The organism is Microbacterium sufflavum (assembly GCF_023101165.1).
In the GTDB taxonomy this organism is placed as follows: domain Bacteria; phylum Actinomycetota; class Actinomycetes; order Actinomycetales; family Microbacteriaceae; genus Microbacterium; species Microbacterium sufflavum.
The window spans coordinates 3,338,125-3,358,909 of sequence record NZ_CP078076.1 but is presented as its reverse complement, the minus strand read 5'-3'; the positions used below and the strand labels follow the sequence as shown (position 1 = coordinate 3,358,909).

The following is a 20,785-nucleotide window of genomic DNA, read 5'->3' as shown; positions in this document are numbered from 1 at the left end:
TCCGGCCGCTCGGCGTCAGAGCCCTCTGGCGACGGCGGCCGCCGCCGACAGCCACGCTCGCTGCGTCCGTCCGGCGAGGGCGGTGTAGCGCAGCGGGCCGTCGACCATCTCCCGGTCGAACGGGATCGCATGCACCTCTCGGCAGAGCGAGCGATACCCGTCGGACACCGCGCCGATCTCGGTCGGTGTCGCGTGGGGATCGGCCTGCGAGACGATCACGACCGCCTGCTCGACGAGGTGAGCCGAGCGCTCGTCGCGTTCGGCGAGGGCCTCGAGCAGGAGGGCCCCGGCCTCGGCGTGGTCTCCGCGGGAGGTGGTCGCGACCACGAGCTGATCCGTGTGGTCGATCATCCGGCGCCACAGCGGGTCGGTCTCATCGTTGCCCGAGTCGACGAAGATGAGTCGGTAGAACCGGGAGGCCACCGTGTGCAGCACGTCGACCTCGGCCGGGCCCAGGCGATCGTCGTGTGCCAGGCGTGGCGGCTGCGAGCGGAGGACGTCGAACCGGTCGCGCGGCTGGTGATGAACGTAGTCCGCCAGGTCAGCGGCTTGGGCGCCCGGGCTGATCAGGCGGCTGCTGTCGGAGAGCATCTCCCGCAGGGTGTTGCGGTGTGATGCCGATTCCGTGCGCCAGCCGAGGGTCCCGCGCGTCTGGTGGTTGTCCCAGGCGAGCACGCCCGCACCCCCGAACCGGGCGAACACCGCGGCGAGAAGCGCTGTGGTGGGTGTCTTCCCCGCGCCGCCCTTGCTGTTCACGATCGCGATCGTGCGCGGCCCGGACCACTGGCGACTCACAGCGGCCTCGTCGCGGCGGAACGCCTCCTCGACGGAGCCGGGACCGAAGTCCATGCCGATGCGGTTGAGGGCGCCGCGGAACCCCATCCGGGCGGGCTCGGCCGGAAGCTCCTCGGTGAGGAAGGACGGGCGGGTCGTGGTCTCGCGCTGCGGCGAGCGACGGCGGCTTCGCCCTGACGATGCGGCGTGCGCAGATGCGTTCTGCGCGGAAGCGTCGGCGGATCCGGCGGCGCGGGACTCGGCGGGTTCGGGGGACCGGGGGGATGCGGATGCGTGGGCAGGGGACGCGACGGGTTCGGGGGACTGGGCGGATGCGGATGCGGGGGCGGGGGTCATGATCTCTGCCGGTGTGCTGGTGGGGGTGGGCGCCACAGCCGGCATCTGTGCCTGTGTCGGTGTCTGTACCGGTGTCGGTGCCGGTGTCGCGGTCGGTGTCGGTGCCGGTGCCGGCGTCGCGGTCGGTGTCGGTGTCGCGGTCACCGTCGGTGTCGGTGTCGGTGTCGGTGTCGGTGTCGGTGTCGGTGCCTGTGTCGGTGTCTGTACCGGTGTCGGTGTCGGTATCGCGTTCGGTTCCGTTGCCGAGGCCGGTACCGGTGCCGAGGTCGGTGACGGTGTCGCGGCGCGCGTGGTTGCCGCGATCTGTGCGGGTGCGCGGGTGGGGGTGACCGCGGGGGTCGCGGACTGGGACGCGCGCCCCGAAGCGCGTGCGGGCCACGGCGCCGGGGAGGCGGACGACTCGGCGGCCGGGCGGGGAGCGGCCGAGCCGCGGACGGCGGACCGGGGGCGGGGGACGGCGATCTCCTGGTCGGCTCGGACGCGTCGGTACTCGGACGGGGGCCCTGGTTCTCGCGCTGACATCCGTAGCATGTTACCCGACGAAATGTCAGGCATGGACGGCGGCGCCGCTGCGACCGATGGCCGGCGTCATGCATTTGAGTGGGTGCCGACCGCCGCGGTAGCCTCGTGTGTCGCGCCCGCTCGGGCCGCAGAGCCACCCGAACCAAGGACCCCATGAACGACTTCGCGCAGTCACCTTCGCTCACGCTCCTCCCCGCGGTGGACGTCGCCGGCGGCAAGGCCGTCCGACTCACTCAGGGCGAGGCGGGCACCGAGACGAGCTACGGCGACCCGCTCGACGCCGCAGGGGAGTGGGTCGCGCAGGGTGCCTCCTGGATCCACCTGGTCGACCTCGACGCGGCGTTTGGCCGCGGCAGCAACGCACCGATCCTGCGCAGGGTCATCAAGCAGTTCCGCGGCGTGAACGTGGAGCTCTCCGGAGGCATCCGCGACGATGCGAGCCTGGAGGCGGCGCTCGAGAGCGGCGCGGCGCGCATCAATCTCGGTACCGCCGCGCTGGAGAACCCGGAGTGGGCGGCCGACGTCATCAGCCGCTTCGGCGAGGCGATCGCGGTCGGCCTCGACGTGCGCGGCACCACTCTCGCCGCCCGGGGCTGGACCAAGGAGGGCGGCGACCTCTGGGAGGTGCTGGAGCGCCTGGAGGATGCCGGCTGCAGCCGCTACGTGGTCACCGACGTCACGAAGGACGGCACGCTCCGCGGCCCGAACCTGGAGCTGCTGCGCGAGGTGACCTCGCGCACGCCGAAGCCGGTCGTGGCCTCCGGCGGGGTCTCCAACCTCGACGACATCGCGGCGCTGCGCGAGCTGGTGCCGCTGGGCGTCGAGGGCGCCATCGTCGGCAAGGCGCTCTACGCCGGAGCCTTCACCCTGGCCGAGGCGCTGGATGTCGCCGGAGACTGACCCCCACGGCCACGGCCCGGAGGCGCACAACCACGCCGATTCCGCGGGTGTTCCGTGGGAGGGCCGCAGCTTCGAGTCGAACCCGCACGCGGCCGACGACGGCTCCGCCGATCCCGCCCTGCTCGACGCCCTTCAGCGCTTCCGGGCGGGCGAGGGATCGCAGGCGGAGGTCGTCGACGCCTTCCGCGCCGCGCGCGTGCTGATCCCGCTGATCGCGGAGAAGGGCGAAGAGGGGGTCGCGCCGAGCGGGCTCGCGGTCGACAAGACCCAGGAGCTGTCGATCGTCACGGTCGCGGCGCCCGATGGCCGGCGCGTCCAGCCCGTGTTCTCCTCGGTCGAGGCGATGCAGCGGTGGGACGCGACGGCGCGACCGATCCCGGTGGAGGCGGTGCGTGCGGCTCTGGCCGCATCCGCGGAGGACACCGACCTGATCGTGCTCGACCCCACGTCCGACACGGAGTTCGTGATCCGGCGCCCCGCGGTCTGGGCGGTCGCGCAGGGGCACGCGTGGGAGCCGAGCTTCCTGTCGCCCGAGGTGTTCACGGCGCTGCAGGAGAGCGTCGCGCACGAGCTCGCGGTGATCGACGTGGCCGTGGCCGCGGGCGACCCCGACGCCCGCCTGCGCGGGCCCGAGCTGGTCGTGATCCTCGAGCTGGTCGACGGGCTCGAGCGCGAGGTGCTCGACGCCGTGCTCGGTCGTCTGGCTCAGCGCTGGGCGGCCGACGACCGCATCGCCGTGCTCGCGGACTCGCTCACGGTCAAGCTCCGCCGCAGCGCCTGAACCGCGACGGGCGCCGGCTCAGGTGACCGGGCCGGTCCACTTCTCGCCGGGGCCCTTGCCGATCGGGTCGGGGATGGTCGATGCCTCGCGGAACGCGAGCTGGAGCGAGCGGAGGCCGTCGCGCAGCGACCGCGCGTGCATGTCGCTGATCTCGGGGGCGCCGGCGGTGATGAGCCCGGCGAGGGCGTTGATGAGCTTGCGGGCCTCGTCGAGGTCGAGCTGTTCGGCCGCGTCGGGCTCGTCGGCCAGGCCGAGCTTGACGGCGGCGGCGCTCATGAGGTGCACGGCCGCGGTCGTGATGACCTCGACGGCGGGGACGTCCGCGATGTCGCGAACCGCGGACGAGGCCGCCTCCTCCTGTCGTGCCCAGCGCTCTTCGCGCTCGCGTGCCGCCTCGTCGGGTGCCTGGTTCGTCACTTCGCCTTGCCTTCTGTTAGACTTTGGCGGGCTCCGGAGCGTCATGCTCTGGAACGAAAGAGGATTCACTTCCCACCCGCGCTTGCCGTTCCAGGCTACCGGGTCTTGCACTCCGCCGGTTCACTCGTCACGAGAGGACCGGTAGACAGGGTGTGGAGCCGGCGTCTGAGTGCCGGCGGGTGGGAGACGAGTTCGATTTCGCCCGGGATGCATCCGCATCACGGTGGCCGAATCACATCGTCTAAGGAGCTCCGCATCAGCGATCCCCGCACCAATGAGCGCATCCGAGTCCCCGAGGTCCGCCTCGTCGGCCCCTCGGGTGAGCAGATCGGCGTTGTCCGCATCGAGGCAGCGCTGCGTCTCGCACAGGAAGCCGATCTCGACCTCGTTGAGGTCGCCCCGAACTCGAAGCCGCCCGTGGTCAAGATCATGGACTACGGCAAGTTCAAGTACGAGGCCGCCCAGAAGGAGAAGGAAGCGCGTCGTAATCAGGCGAACACGATCCTCAAGGAAGTCCGCTTCCGACTGAAGATCGAGGCGCACGACTACACGACGAAGCTCAAGCGCGCCGAGGGCTTCCTCAAGGCCGGCGACAAGGTCAAGGCGATGATCCTCTTCCGCGGTCGCGAGCAGTCGCGCCCGGAGCAGGGTGTGCGCCTGCTGCGCAAGTTCGCGGAAGACGTCGCCGAGTTCGGCACCGTCGAGTCGAACCCGACGATCGACGGCCGCAACATGGTCATGGTGGTCGCGCCGATCAAGAGCAAGTCCGAGGCGAAGCAGGAGCAGAACGCGGTGCGCGACGCGCAGCGTGCGGCGAACAAGCAGGCTGCCCGCGACGCCAAGAGCGACTCGGCCGCCCCGGCCGCACCCGCCGCGGAGTGACATCCGCCCCACGAACTCCCGCAACGCGGGTAGACACCGTCGCCTGAGAAGGCGCCATCACGAAGGAAGAGAAGATGCCGAAGCAGAAGACCCACTCGGGTGCTAAGAAGCGCTTCAAGATCACCGGCAGCGGAAAGCTGAAGAAGCAGCAGGCGAACATGCGCCACAACCTCGAGCACAAGTCGAGCCGTCGCACCCGTCGTCTGAACCAGGACCAGGTGCTGTCGAAGGCTGACACCAAGGTCGCGAACAAGCTTCTCGGTCGCTGACGCGCCGAACGCACGATAGGAACACAGGAAAATGGCAAGAGTCAAGCGGGCAGTCAACGCCCACAAGAAGCGTCGGGTCATCCTCGAGCGCGCCTCCGGCTACCGCGGTCAGCGTTCGCGCCTCTACCGGAAGGCCAAGGAGCAGGTCATCCACTCCCTGGTCTACTCGTACCGGGACCGTCGCAAGCGCAAGGGTGACTTCCGTCGCCTCTGGATCCAGCGCATCAACGCCGCCGCGCGTCAGAACGGCATGACGTACAACCGCTTCATCCAGGGCCTCGGCCTCGCGGGCGTCACGGTCGACCGTCGCATGCTCGCCGACCTCGCGGTCAACGACGCGGCCACGTTCACCACGCTGGTCGAGACGGCGAAGAAGGCTCTGCCCTCCGACGTCAACGCGCCGAAGTCGGCTGCGTAAGCATCTCGCTCCGAACGGGCGTCTTCCTGCGGGAAGGCGCCCGTTCCGCGTTTCCGGGCGTCGTCGTCGCCCTAGACTGAGATCGTGCTGGAGAACCCTCGTTCCCCCCGAGTCCGTGCCGTCGCCAAGCTGACCAAGCGCAGCGCGCGCACCGAGACCGGGCTGTTCCTGCTGGAAGGACCGCAGTCGGTCCGCGAGGCGCTGACCTACCGCCCCGAGGCGATCGTCGAGCTGTTCGCGACACCCGGCGGCTGGGAGCGGCATCAGGACATCCGGGCGAAGGCGGCCGACGCCGACGTGCGGGTCGAATACGTCACCGAGGACGTGCTGCACGCGATGGCCGATACCGTCACCCCGCAGGGCCTCGTCGCTGTCGTGCGGCAGACCCCGACCTCGGTGCGCGACATCTTCGACGCGTCGCCCCGGCTGGTCGCGATCTGCGAGGAGGTGCGCGACCCGGGCAACCTGGGCACCATCATCCGCGCCGCGGATGCCGCAGGAGCGGACGCCGTGGTGCTGACGGGACGCACGGTCGACCCCTACAACCCGAAGGTCGTGCGCGCGACGACGGGCTCGCTCTTCCACCTGCCGGTGTCGGTCGGCGCCGAGCTGCCCGATGTCGTCGACCGCGCGCACGCCGCCGGTCTGCGCATCCTCGCGGCGGATGTGAAGGGCGACGACCTGCTGGGGGCCCGCGCGGACGGCGTGCTGGCCGAGCCCACCGCCTGGCTGTTCGGCAACGAGGCGCGCGGCCTGGAGGACGAGGCGCTGGAGCTCGCCGACCGCGTCCTGCGGCTGCCGATCTTCGGTCGTGCGGAGTCGCTCAACCTCGCCACGGCGGCGAGCGTGTGCCTGTACGAGAGCGCGTTCGCGCAGCGCGCGGCGCCGACGGGCTGAGCGGGCGGGAAGAGCGGGGAAGCGGGGAAGCGGGGGCGATGAGGGTACTGATCGTCGAGGACGACGAGCGGGTCGCGGCGGCACTGGAGGCGTTCCTGGCGCGCTCCGGGTACGCGACGGTGCGGGCGTCCGACGGTGCGCAGGCGCTCACCCTCGTGGACGCCGACACCGAGGTCGTGCTGCTGGACCTCGGGCTGCCCGACGTGGACGGCATCGACCTGTGCCGTCGCATCCGCGGGCGCTCCGACGTGCCGATCGTGATCGTGACCGCCCGCAACCAGGTGGCCGAGCGCATCAAGGGGCTGCGGGCGGGCGCGGACGACTTCGTCGTGAAGCCGTACGACGTGCACGAGCTGCTGGCGCGCATCGAGGCCGTGACGCGACGCTCCCGTCCCCTGCGCACCGAGGCGGACACCCGGGTGCTGTTGCACGACGGGAGCGTGCACATCGACCTGGTGGCGCGCGAGGTGCGGGTCGACGGCGCCGTGGTGGGCCTGACCCGCAAGGAGTTCGACATCGTGGGTGTGCTCGCCCGCTACCCCGGGGTGGCGGTACCGAAGGAGCGGCTGATCCGGGAGGTGTGGAACACGGACTGGCGCGGCTTCGGGCACTCGCTCGAGGTGCACGTGGCGGCGATCCGGCGCAAGACCGGCGACCGCGGCTTCATCGAGACGGTGCGCGGTGTCGGCTACCGCCTCGCGGAGTCCTGAGTCGTGCGCCGTCGCCTGATCGTCATGTTCCTGGTGCCGCTGGTCGCGGTCCTGGTGTCGCTCGGGGGAGTGGCGGCGTGGAGCGCGTCGCGCAGTGTCCAGCAGGCGTTCTACACCGAGCAGCTGGGCGACCTCGGCTACTTCGTCACCAGCGCACGACAGGCGCTGCGCTCGGGCAGCCCCGCGGTGGTCGACGCGGAGGAACGGCGCTTCCAGGAGGTGTACGGCATCGAGGTGACCGTGTTCGACCTCGCGGGGGCCGCGTGGGCCGCGGGCGCGCACGGCGACGCGGTGCTGTCGGAGGCGGATGCGGAGCGCGTGCGGCTGGCGCTCTCCGGCCGTCGCGCCGAGCAGCCCGCGCCCGCGCCGCCGTGGGCCGTACCGGATGCGGCGCTCGTGGAGCCGGTGTTCGACGACGGTGACGTGATCGGCGCGGTGCTGGTGGCCGGCGACGTCGACCGTCCTCGCGCCGCGATCCTGCAGCAGACGCTGCTCCTGGGCGCCGTCGTGGTGGTGCTGAGCGGGCTCGGCGTGCTTCTCGTGGCCGGGCTCGCGCGGTGGGTGCTCTCGCCGGTGCGACGGCTGGACGAGGCGATGGTGGCGATCGAGCGCGGCGAGATGGATGCCAGGGTCGCAGAGGACACCGGGCCCCCGGAGCTGCGGCGCATGACGCGGGTGTTCAACGGCATGGCCGACGAGATCGAACGGGTGATGACGCGGCAGCAGGAGTTCGCGTTGAACGCCTCGCATGAGCTGCGCAACCCGCTGAACGCGCTGCTGCTGCGGGTCGAGCACCTCGCGACCGGCCTCGGAGCGGAGTGGGACGCCGACGTGGAGGAGACGCGTGAGGAGGGCCGGCGGATGAGCCGCATCCTGGAGACGCTGCTCGGGCTGGCCCGCGGCGGGCGCACGGACTCCACGCTGTCGGCCGTCGACCTGGCGGCCGTGGCGTCGCGGCGGCTGGAGGCCTGGCGCGACGTGGCCGAGCATCGGGGCATGACGCTGCACCGCACCGGCGAGGACTCGGTGATGACGATCACGGACCGCACGATCGTGGAGGCCGCCCTGGACGCGGCGATCGACAACGCCGTCAAGTACTCGCCCGCCGGAGGCACGATCGAGATCGGGGCGCGGCGCCACGCCGACGGGTGCCATCTCACGGTGCGCGACCACGGGGCGGGGCTCAGCCGGGAGGACGCGGAGGCGGCGACGGATCGGTTCTGGCGCAGCGCCGACAGCGGCGACCAGCCGGGCACGGGCCTGGGGCTGGCGATCGCGACGGACCTGCTGACGACGGTCGGCGGAGAGCTGCGGGTGAGCTCGGCCGACGGCGGCGGGCTGCTGGTCGCGCTGGTGCTCCCCGCGGAGGGCGCCGCGTGAGCCGGGTGGGGCGCCTGCTCGCCGGACTGCTCGTGACGTGCCTGGCGCTGACGCTCGGGGCGTGTGCGACCCGGTCGGGCGAGTGGGGCGACGAGGAGTACACGATCGCGAGCGGAGGCTCGACGGGTGTGTACTTCGCCTACGGCACCGCGGTGGCCGACGCGGTGTCGAGCGCCAGGACGGTCGACCTGGTGGCGGAGCAGACGGCCGGATCGGTCGACAACCTGCTGCGGGTGAGCGCCGGGGAGGCGCTGCTGGGGTTCGCGCAGGGCGACGCCGCTGCCGACGCGGTGGCCGGGACGGGAGCTTTCGCCGAGCCGCAGGACGTGACGGCGGTCGCACGGCTGTACGACGAGTACCTGCAGGTGGTCGTGCGCGGTGACTCCCCGGTGCACGACCTCGCCGATCTCGCCGGGATGACGGTGTCGCTCGGGGCGGAGAACTCGGGGGTCAACGTGATCGCGGGGCGCGTGCTGGACGCGGCGGGGGTGGACGCGGCGTCGATCCGCGACCCCCAGCTCGACCTCGGTGCGTCGATCGCGGCCATGGCGGAGGGCGAGATCGACGGGTTCTTCTGGGTGGGCGGGCTGCCGACCCCGGGGATCGCGCAGCTGGCACGGACCGCGGACGTGCGCCTGCTGCCGATCGAGCAGGAGTGGGTGAACGAGGTCAACGACCGCTACTCGCACGCGTACAGGCCTGCCGACGTGCCGGCGGGGACGTACGGGCTCGCTGCCGCGGTCACCACCCTCGCCGTGCCGAACTACCTGGTCACGGCGGGCTCGACGCCCGCGGGGGTGGTGCGCGATGTGCTGGCGACGCTGTTCGATGCCAGGACGGCTCTCGCGCAACAGGTGCCGGCGGCGGCGCTGCTCGACCGGAGGTCGGCCATCTTCACGGGTCCGGTGCCGTTGCACCCCGGCGCGCAGGAGTACTACCGCGACCTGCGGGGGTGATCCGCGGCGGCCGTCCGGCTGCTCAAGAAATCCTCAAGAAGTCGGACGGCACCCGAGCAGCTCTGCCAGGGTGAGGTCGATCGCACACGATCGGACACCTGCTGCCTGCTGTCGCTGGGAGCGTGGCAGCAGGGCGATCCCACGGCCCGAGGGGGCGGGCCGTGGGGCGACCCTGCACTGCCGCATTGTCGCCGCGATCAGGTGATTACGAACGTGTAAACCTCACCGTGGTGCCTGGAACCGCGCGCAACGCGTGGCTAGTTTGGAGAAATGATGACCTCTGAAACCCCTCTCGTCGTCGTGGAGAACGTCCAGAAGCACTACGGCGAGTTCCAGGCGCTCAGCGACATCGACCTGACCGTGAACACCGGCGAGGTCGTCGTCGTGATCGGCCCGTCCGGGTCGGGCAAGTCGACGCTGTGTCGCACGATCAACCGCCTGGAGACGATCACGAGCGGCTCGATCCGCATCGACGGCAAGGAGCTCCCCGCCGAGGGCAAGGCGCTCGCGCACCTGCGCGCCGACGTCGGCATGGTGTTCCAGTCGTTCAACCTCTTCGCCCACCTCACGATCCTGGAGAACGTGACGCTCGGGCCGATCAAGGTCCGCGGCCTCAAGAAGTCGGAGGCCGAGGCCGAGGCGATGACGCTGCTGAAGCGCGTGGGCGTCGCGCAGCAGGCGAACAAGCTCCCCGCGCAGCTCTCCGGCGGCCAGCAGCAGCGCGTCGCGATCGCGCGGGCCCTGGCGATGCAGCCCAAGGTCATGCTGTTCGACGAGCCCACCAGTGCGCTCGACCCGGAGATGATCAACGAGGTCCTCGACGTCATGGTCGAGCTCGCCCAGGACGGCATGACGATGATCGTCGTCACGCACGAGATGGGCTTCGCGCGCAAGGCCGCCGACCGTGTCGTGTTCATGGCCGACGGCCGGATCGTCGAGGAGGCGAAGCCGGAGGAGTTCTTCACCAACCCGAAGAGCGACCGCGCCAAGGACTTCCTCTCGAAGCTCCTCACCCACTGACCCCACCAGACCCTGCACCCACAGCACACGAAGGAGACGCACATGCGACGCACACGGACACTGGCAGGCATCGGGATCGCGGCGGCGGCGCTGCTCGCCCTGACCGCCTGCAACAGCGGCACCCCGTCCAGCACCGGAGCACCCGAGGACGGCGACGAGGACACCTCGAGCGCCACGCCGTGGACGGTGCTGGAGGACGTCAGCATCGACGGCAGCCCGACCTTCGACCGGATCTCGGAGTCGGGGACCGTCAAGGTCGGCGTCAAGGAGGACCAGCCCGGTCTCGGCTACCTCGACCCCGTGACCGGCGACCGCACCGGCTTCGACGTGGACATCGCGCGCTGGATGGCCGCATCGCTCGGCGTGGACCCGGAGAAGATCGAGTTCCAGGCGATCGCCTCCGCGAACCGCGAGCAGGCCATCGTCAACGGCGACATCGACTACTACGTCGGCACCTACTCGATCACCGACAAGCGCAAGGAGCAGATCTCCTTCGCCGGCCCGTACTTCGTCACCGGTCAGGGCCTCCTCGTCGGCGCCGACAGCGACATCGAGAGCGTGGACGACCTGAGCTCGTCCACCACGGTGTGCTCGGCGACCGGCTCGACCCCGATCCAGAACATCAAGACGAACTACCCCGATGTCCCGACCAAGGAGTACGACACGTACTCCAAGTGCGTCGAGGACCTGAAGAACGGTCAGGTCGACGCGGTCACGACCGACGAGGCCATCCTCATCGGCTACGCCGCGCAGGACCCCGACAACCTGAAGGTCGTCGGCGAGCCCTTCAGCGAGGAGCGCTACGGCATCGGCGTGGCCAAGGGCGACGACGCGCTGGTCGAGTACTTCAACACGCAGCTGACCGACGGTGGCGACATCTGGCAGCAGATCTTCGACAACAACCTCGGTGCCTCCGGTGTGAAGGCGGAGCAGCCCGAGGTCGACCCGGTCGGTTGATCACCGCGGGGCGGGCGGCACGGTCGCCCGCCCCGCTTCCGTCGCCTCATCTGACGTAGAAACGAACCGAAAGGCACAGCAGTGGGAGTGATCTCAGACCACCTCGATCTCTGGGGTGAAGCGCTGTGGGGGACCATCGCGCTGTTCCTCGGCGGTGGCCTCATCGCCGTGGTGCTCGGCCTCATCGTGGGCGCGGCCAGGGTGTCGCCGGTTCCGATCGCGCGCGCCGTCGGTGGCGTGTACGTGAACTGGATCCGCAACACCCCGCTCACGCTGGTGATGTTCTTCTTCGCGTTCTGCCTCCCGATCCTGCTGGGGGAGCGGGTCAACGCCCTGCTCCTCGCCGTGATCGCGCTGGGCCTCTACACCGCCACCTATGTCGCGGAGGCCATCCGCGCCGGCATCAACACGGTCCCGGTCGGGCAGGCGGAGGCCGCGCGGGCGATCGGACTGAACTTCGGCCAGGTCATGCGCTACGTCGTGCTCCCGCAGGCGACGCGGTCCGTGGTCCCGCCGCTCATGAGCGTGCTGATCGCCCTCATGAAGAACACCACGGTGGCCGCCGGGTTCTCGGTGGTCAACCTCGGCACCATCCGGGCGGCACTGAGCGAGCGCGGCGAGAACGCGCTGGTCGTGCTGCTGTGGGTCATGGTCATCTTCGTCGTGCTCGTGCTGCTGCTCAGCTGGGTGCAGCGCGTGCTCGAGAACAAGTGGAGGATCGCGCGATGAGTTCCGTCCTGTTCGACGTCCCCGGGCCCCGCGCGGTCGCCCGCAACCGTCTCATCGGCGCCGTCACGGTGCTGGTGGTGCTGGCCGTCCTCGGCTGGGTGGTCTGGCGGTTGTACGCCACCGGCCAGTTCGCCCCCGAGAAGTGGAACATCTTCACCTACTCCGCGGTCTGGGTGCGCTTCGGCGAGGGACTGCTGAGCACCCTGGCCGCCTTCGCGGTCGCGGGGGTCGGCTCCCTCGTGCTCGGTTTCGTCCTCGGCATCGGCCGGCTCTCCGAGCACGCCTGGGTGCGTGAGCCCGTGCGGTGGATCATCGAGATCCTGCGGGCCGTGCCCGTCCTGATCCTGATGATGCTGCTCTACTACGGTCTTCCCGTGCTCGGCGTCAAGATGCCGCCCTACTGGGCCGTGGTCATCGCGCTGATCGTCTACAACGGCTCCGTGCTCGCCGAGGTCCTGCGCGCCGGGATCGAGTCGCTGCCGCGCGGACAGCAGGAGGCCGGTTACGCGATCGGTCTGCGCAAGACGGGGGTCATGTCGCTCATCCTGCTCCCGCAGGCCGTGCGGGCCATGATGCCCGTGATCATCGCGCAGCTCGTGGTGGCGCTGAAGGACACCGCGCTCGGCTTCATCATCACGTACCAGGAGCTGCTGTACGTCATCAACCAGATCGGCAACCAGGCGCCCTACGGCTCGCCGCTGATCCCGGCGGCGATCGTCGGCGGCTCGATGTACGTCGCGGTCTGTCTCCTGCTCTCCTACATCGCCTACCGGCTGCAGCGTCGGGCGAAGCGCTCGCCGAAGGCGGGACCGGCCGAGCCGGACCCCCGCCAGCACGACGGCGAGACGAACACGTCGCTCATCGTGATGCAGCGGGGACTGGGCAAGCACGACGCGAACAACTCCGGCGGCCCGGGTCTCTGAGTCGCGACCGGCGCGGGACGCGCGTCCCGCGCCGGTAGACTCGACTCCCGTGTCAGAGTCTCCGGAAATCACCCCCGACGCGGTCGAAGCCGCCGTCGCCGACGCCCTCGCGGCGATCGATGCGGCCGCCGACACCGCCGAGCTGAAAGCAGCCCGAGCCGCGCACGTCGCCGAGGGATCGCCGCTCGCGGTCCTGAACGCCTCGATGCGCCAGGTCGCCCCCGAGAACAAGGCCGCGTTCGGCAAGCTCGTGGGCCAGGGACGGGGGCGCGTGACCCAGGCGCTCGCGGCGAAGGAGGCCGAGCTGGCCGCCGCCGAGGTCGCCGCACGGCTCGAAGCCGAGCGGGTCGACATCACCGCGGTCCCCTCGCGCACGCGCGTCGGTGCCCGCCACCCGCTCACGCTGCTCCAGGACCAGGTCGAGGACATCTTCGTCGGCATGGGATGGGAGATCGCGGAGGGGCCGGAGCTCGAGCACGAGTGGTTCAACTTCGACGCGCTGAACTTCGACGTCGACCACCCCGCCCGCCAGGAGCAGGACACGTTCTACGTCGACCCGACCTCGCGTCACCTGGTGATGCGCACGCACACCAGCCCGGTGCAGGTGCGGTCGATGCTCGACCGCGAGGTGCCGATCTACGTGCTGTGCCCCGGGCGGGTGTACCGCACCGACGAGTTCGACGCCACGCACCTGCCGGTGTTCACGCAGTTCGAGGGGCTCGTGATCGACAAGGGCATCACGATGGCGCACCTGAAGGGCACGCTCGACCACTTCGCGCGTCAGCTCTTCGGGCCGGAGGCGAAGATGCGCTTCCGCACCAACTACTTCCCCTTCACGGAGCCGTCCGCTGAGCTCGACCTGTGGCACCCGACCTTCAAGGGCGGCGCGCGCTGGATCGAGTGGGGCGGCTGCGGCATGGTCAACCCGAACGTGCTGCGCGCGGCAGGGATCGATCCAGAGGTCTACAGCGGCTTCGCGTTCGGCATGGGCATCGAGCGGGGACTCATGTTCCGCAGCGATGTGCAGGACATGCGCGACATGGCCGAGGGCGATGTCCGCTTCAGCGAGCAGTACGGGATGGTGGTGTGATGCGCGTCCCGCTTTCGTGGCTGCGTGAGTACGTCGATCTGGCTCCCGAGACCACGCCCGAGGATGTCCTCGCGGCGCTGGTGACGGTCGGCTTCGAAGAGGAGGACGTGCACCGCTTCGCCATCACGGGTCCCGTGGTGGTCGGCCAGGTCGTGTCGCTCGAACCGGAGCCCCAGTCCAACGGCAAGACCATCAACTGGTGCCAGGTGGACGTCGGGGAGGAGCACGGCGGCGTCCGCGGGATCGTCTGCGGGGCGCACAACTTCGTCGCCGGGGACAAGGTCGTCGTGACCCTTCCCGGTGCGGTGCTGCCCGGCCCGTTCCCGATCGCCGCGCGCAAGACCTACGGGCACGTGTCCGACGGGATGATCGCCTCCGCGCGCGAGCTCGGCCTCGGCGACGAGCACAACGGCATCGTCGTGCTGTCCGACCTCGGCATCGATGCCCCGGTGGGCACCGACGCCATCGCGCTGCTCGGCCTCGACGACGTCGCGGTGGAGATCAACGTGACCCCCGATCGCGGCTACGCCTTCTCGGTCCGCGGTGTCGCCCGCGAGTACGCCCACGCCACGGGCGCGACCTTCCGCGACCCCGCGGAGCGCGACTTCGCCGAGCTGCAGCCCGGCTCCGGTCACACGACCGTCGTCGACGACCGGGCCCCGGTGCGCGGCAACGTCGGTGCGAGCGAGTTCGTCACGCGCGTCGTGCGAGACGTCGACCCGTCCCGCCCGACGCCGCCGTGGATGATCGCCCGGCTGAGCCTCGCCGGCATGCGGTCGCTGGGCGTGCTGATCGACATCACGAACTATGTGATGCTCGAGCTCGGGCAGCCGCTGCACGGCTACGACCTGGACAAGCTCGCGGGCGGCATCACGGTGCGTCGCGCGACGCCGGGCGAGAAGATGACCACGCTCGACGGCGTGGAGCGTGCGCTGCACGAGGAGGACCTGCTCATCACGGACGAGTCCGGTCCCATCGGCCTCGCTGGTGTCATGGGTGGCGGCACGACCGAGATGAGCGACACCACGCGCAACGTGCTGATCGAGGCCGCGACGTTCGACCCCACGACCATCGCCAGGACGGCCCGTCGCCACAAGCTGCCCAGTGAGGCCTCCAAGCGCTTCGAGCGGGGCGTCGACCCGCTGATCCCCTTCGTGGCCGCGCGTCGGGCGGCCGACCTCATGGTTGAGCTCGCCGGCGGAACGCTCACCGACGAGGGCGGCGCGCTGTTCGCCGAGGTGTTCGTGGGGGACATCGCGCTGCCGGCCGGGTTCGTGCAGGGGCTCATCGGCGTGGACTACACCGACGACGAGATCACGAGCGCCCTCACGACGATCGGCGCCGAGGTGACGGAGGCGGAAGCCGGCTGGACCGTGATCCCGCCCACCTGGCGACCCGACCTCACCGACAAGTGGACGCTCGCGGAGGAGGTCGCCCGCATCCACGGGCTCGACCGCATCCCCGCGGTCTTGCCGACGCCGCCGTCCGGTCGCGGCCTCACCGCCCACCAGCAGGGTCGTCGCCGCGTGGCGAACGCACTCGCGGCGGCGGGCTTCGTCGAGACGCCGGCCTTCCCGTTCACGACCGAGGCGCAGAACGACCTGCACGGTTCCGCGTCGGGGGAGCACCTGCCGAGCATCCGCCTGGCGAACCCGCTCGACGGGCAGGCCCCGTACCTGCGCCGCTCGCTGATCCCGGGGCTGCTGCAGACCGCGCACCGCAACATCGCCCGCGGCATGACCGACCTGGCCCTCTTCGAGACGGGCCTCGTGTTCCTGCCGGAGCCGGGCGTCGAGTACGGAACCGACGAGGTGCCGCCGCTCGGCGTGCGCCCCTCCGACGAGACGCTCGCCGCGCTCGACGCGTCCATCCCACCCCAGGAGCGCCACATCGCGGTGCTCCTCACCGGCAACGTGTCGCCGCGTCAGCCGGGTCGTCCCGCCGAGGCGTCGGGGCTGGTCGAGGCGCTCGACGCCGTGCGCGTGATCGCTGCCGCCGCGGGCATCGACATCGACGTGCGACAGGCGCAGCGCGCCGCGCTGCATCCCGGCCGCACCGGGGCGCTCGTCGCGGCCGGCGAGGAGGTCGGCTACGTCGGGGAGCTGCACCCCTCGGTGGCGGAGGACGCCGACCTGCCCGGTCGCGCCACCGTGCTCGAGCTCGACCTCGACCGCATCCTCACCCTCGCGGGGACGCGGATCGTGGCGGCCTCGCTGTCGACGTTCCCCGCGGCCACGCAGGACGTGTCGCTGACCGTGGCCGCCGATGTGCCGGCGGGCGAGGTGCGGGCGGCGCTCGCCGAGGGTGCGGGCGCGCTGCTGGAGTCGGTGCGACTGGTCGACGACTACCGCGGTGAGGGCGTGTCCGAGGGAGCCAAGAGCCTGACGTTCGCGCTGCGTTTCCGCGCCGACGACCGGACGCTCACCGCTGCGGAGGCGACCGACGCCAAGCTGGCGGGTGTCGCGGTCGCGGCGGAGCGATTCGGCGCCGCACTGCGCGACTGATCGACCCCGTCGCGAAGGCCTTCCGCTCTGCCCTGAGCGGAAGGCCTTCCGCGTTTCCCCGGATGCTGCTGGCATGGGCACATGACGGATGTGCTGATCCTGGGCGGGACGGGCTGGCTCTCGGGGCGGATCGCCCACGGCTGGCTGGAGGCGGGCGCGGACGTGACCTGCCTCGCGCGCGGGGGGCGTGCCGCTCCCGACGGGGCGGCGCTGATCGTCGCCGATCGGGACGCACCGGACGCCTATGCGGAGGTCGCCCACCGCGAGTGGGATCACGTCGTGGACGTCTCCTCACGGGCGGCACACGTCGCGGGGGCCGTCGCGGCCCTGGGCGATCGTGCGGCGCAGTGGACGTACGTGTCGTCGATGTCGGTGTACGCCGATGACATGACCGCGGGCGCCGACGAGTCCGCGCCGCGTCACGCGCCGGCGCGTGACGGCCAGGGGGAGGACGACTACGCGGCCCAGAAGGTCGCGGCGGAAGACGCCGTCGCGGCCCTCGGCGCACGCGCGCTCGTCGCGCGTCCCGGGCTGATCGTGGGCGACGGAGACCCCAGCGATCGCTTCGGCTACTGGGCCGCCGCCTTTCTCCGCGCGGCCGACGGTCCGGTGCTCCTGCCGCCCCTCGACGGGAAGACCGCGCAGGTGATCGATGTGGACGATCTGGCGGCGTTCCTCGTGACGGCGTCTCCCGGTTCTCCCGTGAATGCGATCGGCGATGCGCGTCCGCTCGGGGAGGTGCTGGCCGCCGTGCGTCGTGCCGCTGGTCACGAGGGGGCGACGGTGATCGCCGACGCGGATCGGCTGGTGGCCCAGGGCGTGGAGTACTGGATGGGCCCGCATTCGCTCCCGCTCTGGTTGCCCGAGGAGATGACCGGATTCATGACGCGGTCGAACGCCGCCTATCGGGCGCGCGGCGGGGCGCTGCGTCCGCTGGCCGACACGATCGCGCGCGTGATCGACGATGAGCGCGCACGCGGCGTCGACCGGGAGCGGAGGGCGGGGCTGACCCGCGCCGAGGAGCTGCGGATCCTCGCGGCCGTCACGGAGGGACCCGCCGGGGCTCGCTAGACTGCGAGGCAGTGACACGGGGTGCCGCATCCGCGGCTGAGATCACACCCGTCGAACCTGATCTAGTTCGTACTAGCGAAGGGATGTCGCGATGAGCGATCTTCTGCGTCCTGTTTCCACCCCCGACCTCGCCGCCTCGGCGGGAAGACTGCGGGAGGCGCTGCGGCAGTCGCCTCCGTTGACGCACTGCGTCACCAACGCGGTCGTCACGGGCTTCACGGCCAACGTGCTGCTCGCCCTGGGCGCCGCGCCCGCGATGGTCGACATCGTCGGCGAGGCCGAGATGTTCGCCGGTGTGGCCTCCGGTCTGCTGATCAACCTGGGCACGCCGACGCCCGAGCAGCGCGCCGCGAGCGTGGAGGCCGTGACGGGAGCCGCGGCGTCCGGCACCCCGTGGGTGCTCGACCCGGTCGCGATCGGCGTGCTGCCAGTGCGCACGACCCTCGCGCATGAGCTCGCGGCGCGGCGTCCGACCGCGATCCGCGGCAATGCGTCCGAGATCCTCGCCCTGGCAGGCCACACGGCCGGCGGTCGCGGCGTCGACGCGACCGACGGCACCGAGGCCGCTGCCGGGGCGGCGCAGGAGCTCGCCCGCACCACGGGAGCCGTGGTGGCCGTGTCCGGGCCCGTCGACCTGATCACCGACGGCGATCGCGTCGTGCGCATCGCCAACGGCCACGAACTGCTCACGCGCGTGACGGGTGGCGGCTGTGCTCTGGGCGCCGTGATGGCGGCCTTCCTCGGAACCGCTCGGCAGACGGGAGACGATGCGCTCACGGCGGTCGCCGCGGCGACCCTCGTCTACACCGTGGCGGCTGAGCACGCCGCCCCGGTCGCCGCAGGGCCCGGCACTTTCGCTGTCGCGCTGCTGGACGCGCTCGACGCCGTGACCGCGGATGACGTCGCCGCGGGCGCCCGCGTGTCGGAGGAGACCCGATGAGTGCCGACTTCTCGCTGTATCTCGTCACCGATCCCGGGCTGTGCGGGAAGCGCGGTGTGGTCGAGACCGTGCGCCGCGCGGTCGACGGCGGCGCACGCATCGTGCAGCTGCGCGACAAGCACGCCGCGCACGAGGAGACCGTCGAGCAGCTCATCGCGCTCTCCGCCGTGATCGACGGGCGGGCGCTGCTGGTGGTCAACGATCGTCTGGACGCCGCTGTCGAGGCGCGGGCGCGCGGCGCGCGGGTCGACGGCGTGCATCTCGGCCAGGCCGATGCGTCGGTGCGGCGTGCGCGAGAGCTGCTCGGTCCGGACGCGCTCATCGGACTCACCGCGAACACCCGTGAACACCTCGATGCCGTGCGCGCACTGCCGCAGGGCACCATCGATTACCTCGGTGTCGGGGTGATCCGCCCCACGAGCACCAAACCGGACCACCCGGAGCCGCTCGGCGTCGAGGGGTTCGCGGCCTTCGCGGCCGAGAGCCCGCTCCCGTGCGTCGCGATCGGCGGGGTCGGCATCGATGACACCGAGGCGCTCCAGGCCGCAGGCGCGGCGGGGCTCGCCGTGGTCTCCGCGCTCTGCGCCGCCGCGGACCCCGCGGAGACGGCCTCCGCGTTCCGTCGTCGTTGGCGGGCGGGGGTCGTGCCGCGTGTGCTCAGCATCGCCGGCAGCGACCCGTCGGGCGGCGCCGGCATCCAGGCCGACCTGAAGGCGATCGCCGCGAACGGCGGATACGGGATGGCGGCGCTCACCGCCCTCACGGCGCAGAACACGCGGGGAGTGCGGGCGGTCCACGTTCCTCCGGCGGATTTCCTCCGCGCGCAGCTGGACGCCGTGTCCGACGACATCGTCATCGACGCCGTGAAGATCGGGATGCTCGCCGACGCCGAGGTCATCCGCACGGTGGCCGACTGGCTCGATGTGCAGCGCCCCCCGGTGGTGGTGCTCGACCCGGTCATGGTGGCGACATCGGGCGACCGTCTGCTCGCCCCCGACGCGGAGCGTGAACTGCGGGGGCTGCTGACGCGCGCCACGGTGGTCACGCCGAACCTCGCCGAGCTCGCCGTGCTGGTCGGTCGCCCCGTCACCGACTGGCCGGATGCGCTCGCCGCTGCTGAGGAGCTGTCGGCCGACATCGGCGCCGCGGTGCTCGTGAAGGGCGGGCATCTCACGGGTGACGAGGCGCCGGATGCGCTGGTGGACGCGGAGCGCGGCCTGCGGGACGAGTTCCCCGGAGCGCGCATCCCCACCACCAACACGCACGGCACCGGCTGTTCCCTGTCGTCGGCGCTCGCCACCCTGCTCGCCCGCGGTCTCACGCCGTCCGACGCGGTGCGTGCCGCGCGCGCCTGGCTGCGAGAGTCGCTGCGGGCGGCGGGTGCGCTCGCCGTGGGGCAGGGACATGGGCCCGTCCACCATTTCGCTGGAATGTGGGACCGCGGCGACCTGGAAACCCGGCAGACGGCGGAGGAGATCGCCGGCGACTGGTGGCAGGACATCGCCGACGTGCGCGACGGGATCGACGCGCTGCCCTTCCTCCGCGGTCTCGCCGACGGCACACTCGCGCGCGAGCCGTTCCTGTTCTACCTCGCGCAGGATGCGCTGTACCTGCGCGAGTACGCGAGGGTGCTCGCGGCCGCGGCGCGGACCGCCCCCACCTCGGCGGAGCAGGCGTTCTGGGCGCACGCGGCGCACGGATCGATCGTGGGGGAGCTGGAGCTGCACGCGTCGTGGCTCACGCCCGAGCGCGGGGTGAGCGCGGAGACGTTCGCGGCGGAACCCGCGCCCGCGACCACCGCGTACCTCGACCATCTGCGGCCGGTCGCGTTCGGCGGGTCTCGATGAACTCCCTCGTCGCCGCCGTGCTGCCGTGCTTCTGGCTGTACACCGATCTGGGCAGGCGGCTGCACGCGGGAGACTTCGGCGCGGAGGCCCGTGATCCCGATCACCCCTATGCCTCGTGGCTGTCGACCTACGCCGATCCGGCGTTCGAGGAGGCGACGGCGCAGGCCATCGCTTTCGCGACCGCGGCGGCATCGCGGTCTGACGCCTCCGGACGGGAGCGCATGCGGCGCGCGTTCCGCACGTCGAGCGCACACGAGCTGGCGTTCTTCGCCGCGCCGCTGGAGGCCGCAGCCGTCGGATGACGGTGGGGATTTGCGGTGGCGACGACGGCCGCGCTACTGTCGCGACATGCCTTCGGCCGCCACCGCTCCTTCGACGCTCGCTCCGAGCGTCATCGCTGTGCGCCGACGCCGCGGCCGCCGACTCTAGGCGACCCCGCCC

21 protein-coding genes and 1 riboswitch are annotated in these 20,785 nt (G+C 71.4%); of the genes, 19 read left to right on the top strand and 2 right to left on the bottom strand.

Going from position 1 to position 20,785, the window contains the following annotated elements; translation table 11 throughout:
• Nucleotides 1-15: 15 nt before the first annotated feature.
• Nucleotides 16-882 carry a MinD/ParA family ATP-binding protein gene (locus KV394_RS16335; protein ID WP_240745374.1) on the bottom strand — a complete coding sequence of 289 codons (867 nt, stop codon included), beginning with the start codon at nucleotides 880-882 and terminating at the stop codon, nucleotides 16-18.
• 924 nt (nucleotides 883-1,806) lie between these two features.
• Between KV394_RS16335 and priA the strand changes: the two genes are divergently transcribed.
• Together priA and KV394_RS16325 are read left to right on the top strand one after the other, a co-directional pair.
• The gene (priA, locus tag KV394_RS16330) at nucleotides 1,807-2,553 is read left to right on the top strand and encodes a bifunctional 1-(5-phosphoribosyl)-5-((5-phosphoribosylamino)methylideneamino)imidazole-4-carboxamide isomerase/phosphoribosylanthranilate isomerase PriA (protein WP_247981909.1); all 747 of its coding nucleotides are present in this window, start codon (nucleotides 1,807-1,809) and stop codon (nucleotides 2,551-2,553) included.
• Nucleotides 2,537-3,334 (top strand): SseB family protein, encoded by a 798-nt coding sequence (locus KV394_RS16325; protein WP_136035895.1) that lies wholly within the window; start codon nucleotides 2,537-2,539, stop codon nucleotides 3,332-3,334. The genes priA and KV394_RS16325 overlap by 17 nt, the downstream gene beginning before the upstream one ends.
• An 18-nt stretch (nucleotides 3,335-3,352) precedes the next feature.
• Here the strand turns inward: KV394_RS16325 and KV394_RS16320 are convergent, their stop codons facing one another.
• The gene (locus tag KV394_RS16320) at nucleotides 3,353-3,751 is read right to left on the bottom strand and encodes a DUF1844 domain-containing protein (RefSeq protein WP_136035894.1); all 399 of its coding nucleotides are present in this window, start codon (nucleotides 3,749-3,751) and stop codon (nucleotides 3,353-3,355) included.
• Between the two features lie 207 nt (nucleotides 3,752-3,958).
• Here KV394_RS16320 and infC point away from each other — a divergent pair, with 207 nt between their 5' ends.
• From infC to KV394_RS16235, 17 genes are all read left to right on the top strand, one after another.
• Nucleotides 3,959-4,633 (top strand): translation initiation factor IF-3, encoded by a 675-nt coding sequence (gene infC, locus KV394_RS16315; RefSeq protein WP_136034288.1) that lies wholly within the window; start codon nucleotides 3,959-3,961, stop codon nucleotides 4,631-4,633.
• A gap of 74 nt (nucleotides 4,634-4,707) precedes the next feature.
• Nucleotides 4,708-4,902, top strand: a complete 195-nt coding sequence (rpmI, locus tag KV394_RS16310) for a 50S ribosomal protein L35 (protein ID WP_136034285.1) — start codon at nucleotides 4,708-4,710, stop codon at nucleotides 4,900-4,902.
• 31 nt (nucleotides 4,903-4,933) lie between these two features.
• Entirely contained in the window at nucleotides 4,934-5,320 is a 387-nt protein-coding gene (gene rplT / locus KV394_RS16305; RefSeq protein ID WP_017202428.1) for a 50S ribosomal protein L20, read from the top strand.
• A gap of 84 nt (nucleotides 5,321-5,404) precedes the next feature.
• Nucleotides 5,405-6,217 (top strand): TrmH family RNA methyltransferase, encoded by an 813-nt coding sequence (locus tag KV394_RS16300; RefSeq protein WP_136034283.1) that lies wholly within the window; start codon nucleotides 5,405-5,407, stop codon nucleotides 6,215-6,217.
• Between the two features lie 38 nt (nucleotides 6,218-6,255).
• On the top strand, nucleotides 6,256-6,927 hold the full coding sequence (locus KV394_RS16295; RefSeq protein ID WP_136034281.1) for a response regulator transcription factor: 672 nt from the start codon (nucleotides 6,256-6,258) through the stop codon (nucleotides 6,925-6,927).
• A gap of 3 nt (nucleotides 6,928-6,930) precedes the next feature.
• The gene (locus tag KV394_RS16290) at nucleotides 6,931-8,307 is read left to right on the top strand and encodes a sensor histidine kinase (RefSeq protein ID WP_247981908.1); all 1,377 of its coding nucleotides are present in this window, start codon (nucleotides 6,931-6,933) and stop codon (nucleotides 8,305-8,307) included.
• On the top strand, nucleotides 8,304-9,263 hold the full coding sequence (locus KV394_RS16285) for a TAXI family TRAP transporter solute-binding subunit (protein ID WP_247981907.1): 960 nt from the start codon (nucleotides 8,304-8,306) through the stop codon (nucleotides 9,261-9,263). Before KV394_RS16290 ends, KV394_RS16285 begins: the two co-directional genes overlap by 4 nt.
• Before the next feature lie 273 nt (nucleotides 9,264-9,536).
• On the top strand, nucleotides 9,537-10,283 hold the full coding sequence (locus tag KV394_RS16280) for an amino acid ABC transporter ATP-binding protein (protein ID WP_136034321.1): 747 nt from the start codon (nucleotides 9,537-9,539) through the stop codon (nucleotides 10,281-10,283).
• A gap of 42 nt (nucleotides 10,284-10,325) precedes the next feature.
• Entirely contained in the window at nucleotides 10,326-11,240 is a 915-nt protein-coding gene (locus KV394_RS16275; protein WP_136034279.1) for a glutamate ABC transporter substrate-binding protein, read from the top strand.
• A gap of 81 nt (nucleotides 11,241-11,321) precedes the next feature.
• On the top strand, nucleotides 11,322-11,969 hold the full coding sequence (locus tag KV394_RS16270; protein WP_136034277.1) for an amino acid ABC transporter permease: 648 nt from the start codon (nucleotides 11,322-11,324) through the stop codon (nucleotides 11,967-11,969).
• The gene (locus KV394_RS16265) at nucleotides 11,966-12,892 is read left to right on the top strand and encodes an amino acid ABC transporter permease (RefSeq protein ID WP_247981906.1); all 927 of its coding nucleotides are present in this window, start codon (nucleotides 11,966-11,968) and stop codon (nucleotides 12,890-12,892) included. The genes KV394_RS16270 and KV394_RS16265 overlap by 4 nt, the downstream gene beginning before the upstream one ends.
• A gap of 49 nt (nucleotides 12,893-12,941) precedes the next feature.
• Nucleotides 12,942-13,982, top strand: coding sequence for a phenylalanine--tRNA ligase subunit alpha (gene pheS, locus KV394_RS16260; protein ID WP_136034273.1), 1,041 nt, complete (start codon nucleotides 12,942-12,944; stop codon nucleotides 13,980-13,982).
• Entirely contained in the window at nucleotides 13,982-16,486 is a 2,505-nt protein-coding gene (gene pheT, locus KV394_RS16255; RefSeq protein WP_247981905.1) for a phenylalanine--tRNA ligase subunit beta, read from the top strand. Before pheS ends, pheT begins: the two co-directional genes overlap by 1 nt.
• A gap of 81 nt (nucleotides 16,487-16,567) precedes the next feature.
• Complete coding sequence (locus tag KV394_RS16250) at nucleotides 16,568-17,557, top strand: Rossmann-fold NAD(P)-binding domain-containing protein (RefSeq protein ID WP_247981904.1); 990 nt, start codon at nucleotides 16,568-16,570, stop codon at nucleotides 17,555-17,557.
• Between the two features lie 7 nt (nucleotides 17,558-17,564).
• Nucleotides 17,565-17,658, top strand: a riboswitch (TPP riboswitch).
• Nucleotides 17,649-18,497 (top strand): hydroxyethylthiazole kinase, encoded by an 849-nt coding sequence (gene thiM / locus KV394_RS16245; protein WP_136044253.1) that lies wholly within the window; start codon nucleotides 17,649-17,651, stop codon nucleotides 18,495-18,497. (Overlaps the previous riboswitch by 10 nt.)
• Nucleotides 18,494-20,344 (top strand): bifunctional hydroxymethylpyrimidine kinase/phosphomethylpyrimidine kinase, encoded by a 1,851-nt coding sequence (locus tag KV394_RS16240; protein WP_247981903.1) that lies wholly within the window; start codon nucleotides 18,494-18,496, stop codon nucleotides 20,342-20,344. The genes thiM and KV394_RS16240 overlap by 4 nt, the downstream gene beginning before the upstream one ends.
• Nucleotides 20,341-20,646: a thiaminase II/PqqC family protein gene (locus tag KV394_RS16235; protein WP_247981902.1), complete on the top strand. Its 306-nt coding sequence runs from the start codon at nucleotides 20,341-20,343 to the stop codon at nucleotides 20,644-20,646. The genes KV394_RS16240 and KV394_RS16235 overlap by 4 nt, the downstream gene beginning before the upstream one ends.
• Nucleotides 20,647-20,785: the final 139 nt, after the last annotated feature.

Coding starts and splice junctions, on each gene's coding strand:
- KV394_RS16335 (WP_240745374.1), bottom strand. CDS start 882: ATGGGGTTCCGCGGCGCCCTCAACCGCATCGGCATGGACTTCGGTCCC.
- priA (WP_247981909.1), top strand. CDS start 1,807: ATGAACGACTTCGCGCAGTCACCTTCGCTCACGCTCCTCCCCGCGGTG.
- KV394_RS16325 (WP_136035895.1), top strand. CDS start 2,537: ATGTCGCCGGAGACTGACCCCCACGGCCACGGCCCGGAGGCGCACAAC.
- infC (WP_136034288.1), top strand. CDS start 3,959: ATGCATCCGCATCACGGTGGCCGAATCACATCGTCTAAGGAGCTCCGC.
- rpmI (WP_136034285.1), top strand. CDS start 4,708: ATGCCGAAGCAGAAGACCCACTCGGGTGCTAAGAAGCGCTTCAAGATC.
- rplT (WP_017202428.1), top strand. CDS start 4,934: ATGGCAAGAGTCAAGCGGGCAGTCAACGCCCACAAGAAGCGTCGGGTC.
- KV394_RS16295 (WP_136034281.1), top strand. CDS start 6,256: ATGAGGGTACTGATCGTCGAGGACGACGAGCGGGTCGCGGCGGCACTG.
- KV394_RS16280 (WP_136034321.1), top strand. CDS start 9,537: ATGACCTCTGAAACCCCTCTCGTCGTCGTGGAGAACGTCCAGAAGCAC.
- KV394_RS16275 (WP_136034279.1), top strand. CDS start 10,326: ATGCGACGCACACGGACACTGGCAGGCATCGGGATCGCGGCGGCGGCG.
- KV394_RS16265 (WP_247981906.1), top strand. CDS start 11,966: ATGAGTTCCGTCCTGTTCGACGTCCCCGGGCCCCGCGCGGTCGCCCGC.
- pheT (WP_247981905.1), top strand. CDS start 13,982: ATGCGCGTCCCGCTTTCGTGGCTGCGTGAGTACGTCGATCTGGCTCCC.
- KV394_RS16250 (WP_247981904.1), top strand. CDS start 16,568: ATGACGGATGTGCTGATCCTGGGCGGGACGGGCTGGCTCTCGGGGCGG.
- thiM (WP_136044253.1), top strand. CDS start 17,649: ATGAGCGATCTTCTGCGTCCTGTTTCCACCCCCGACCTCGCCGCCTCG.
- KV394_RS16240 (WP_247981903.1), top strand. CDS start 18,494: ATGAGTGCCGACTTCTCGCTGTATCTCGTCACCGATCCCGGGCTGTGC.
- KV394_RS16235 (WP_247981902.1), top strand. CDS start 20,341: ATGAACTCCCTCGTCGCCGCCGTGCTGCCGTGCTTCTGGCTGTACACC.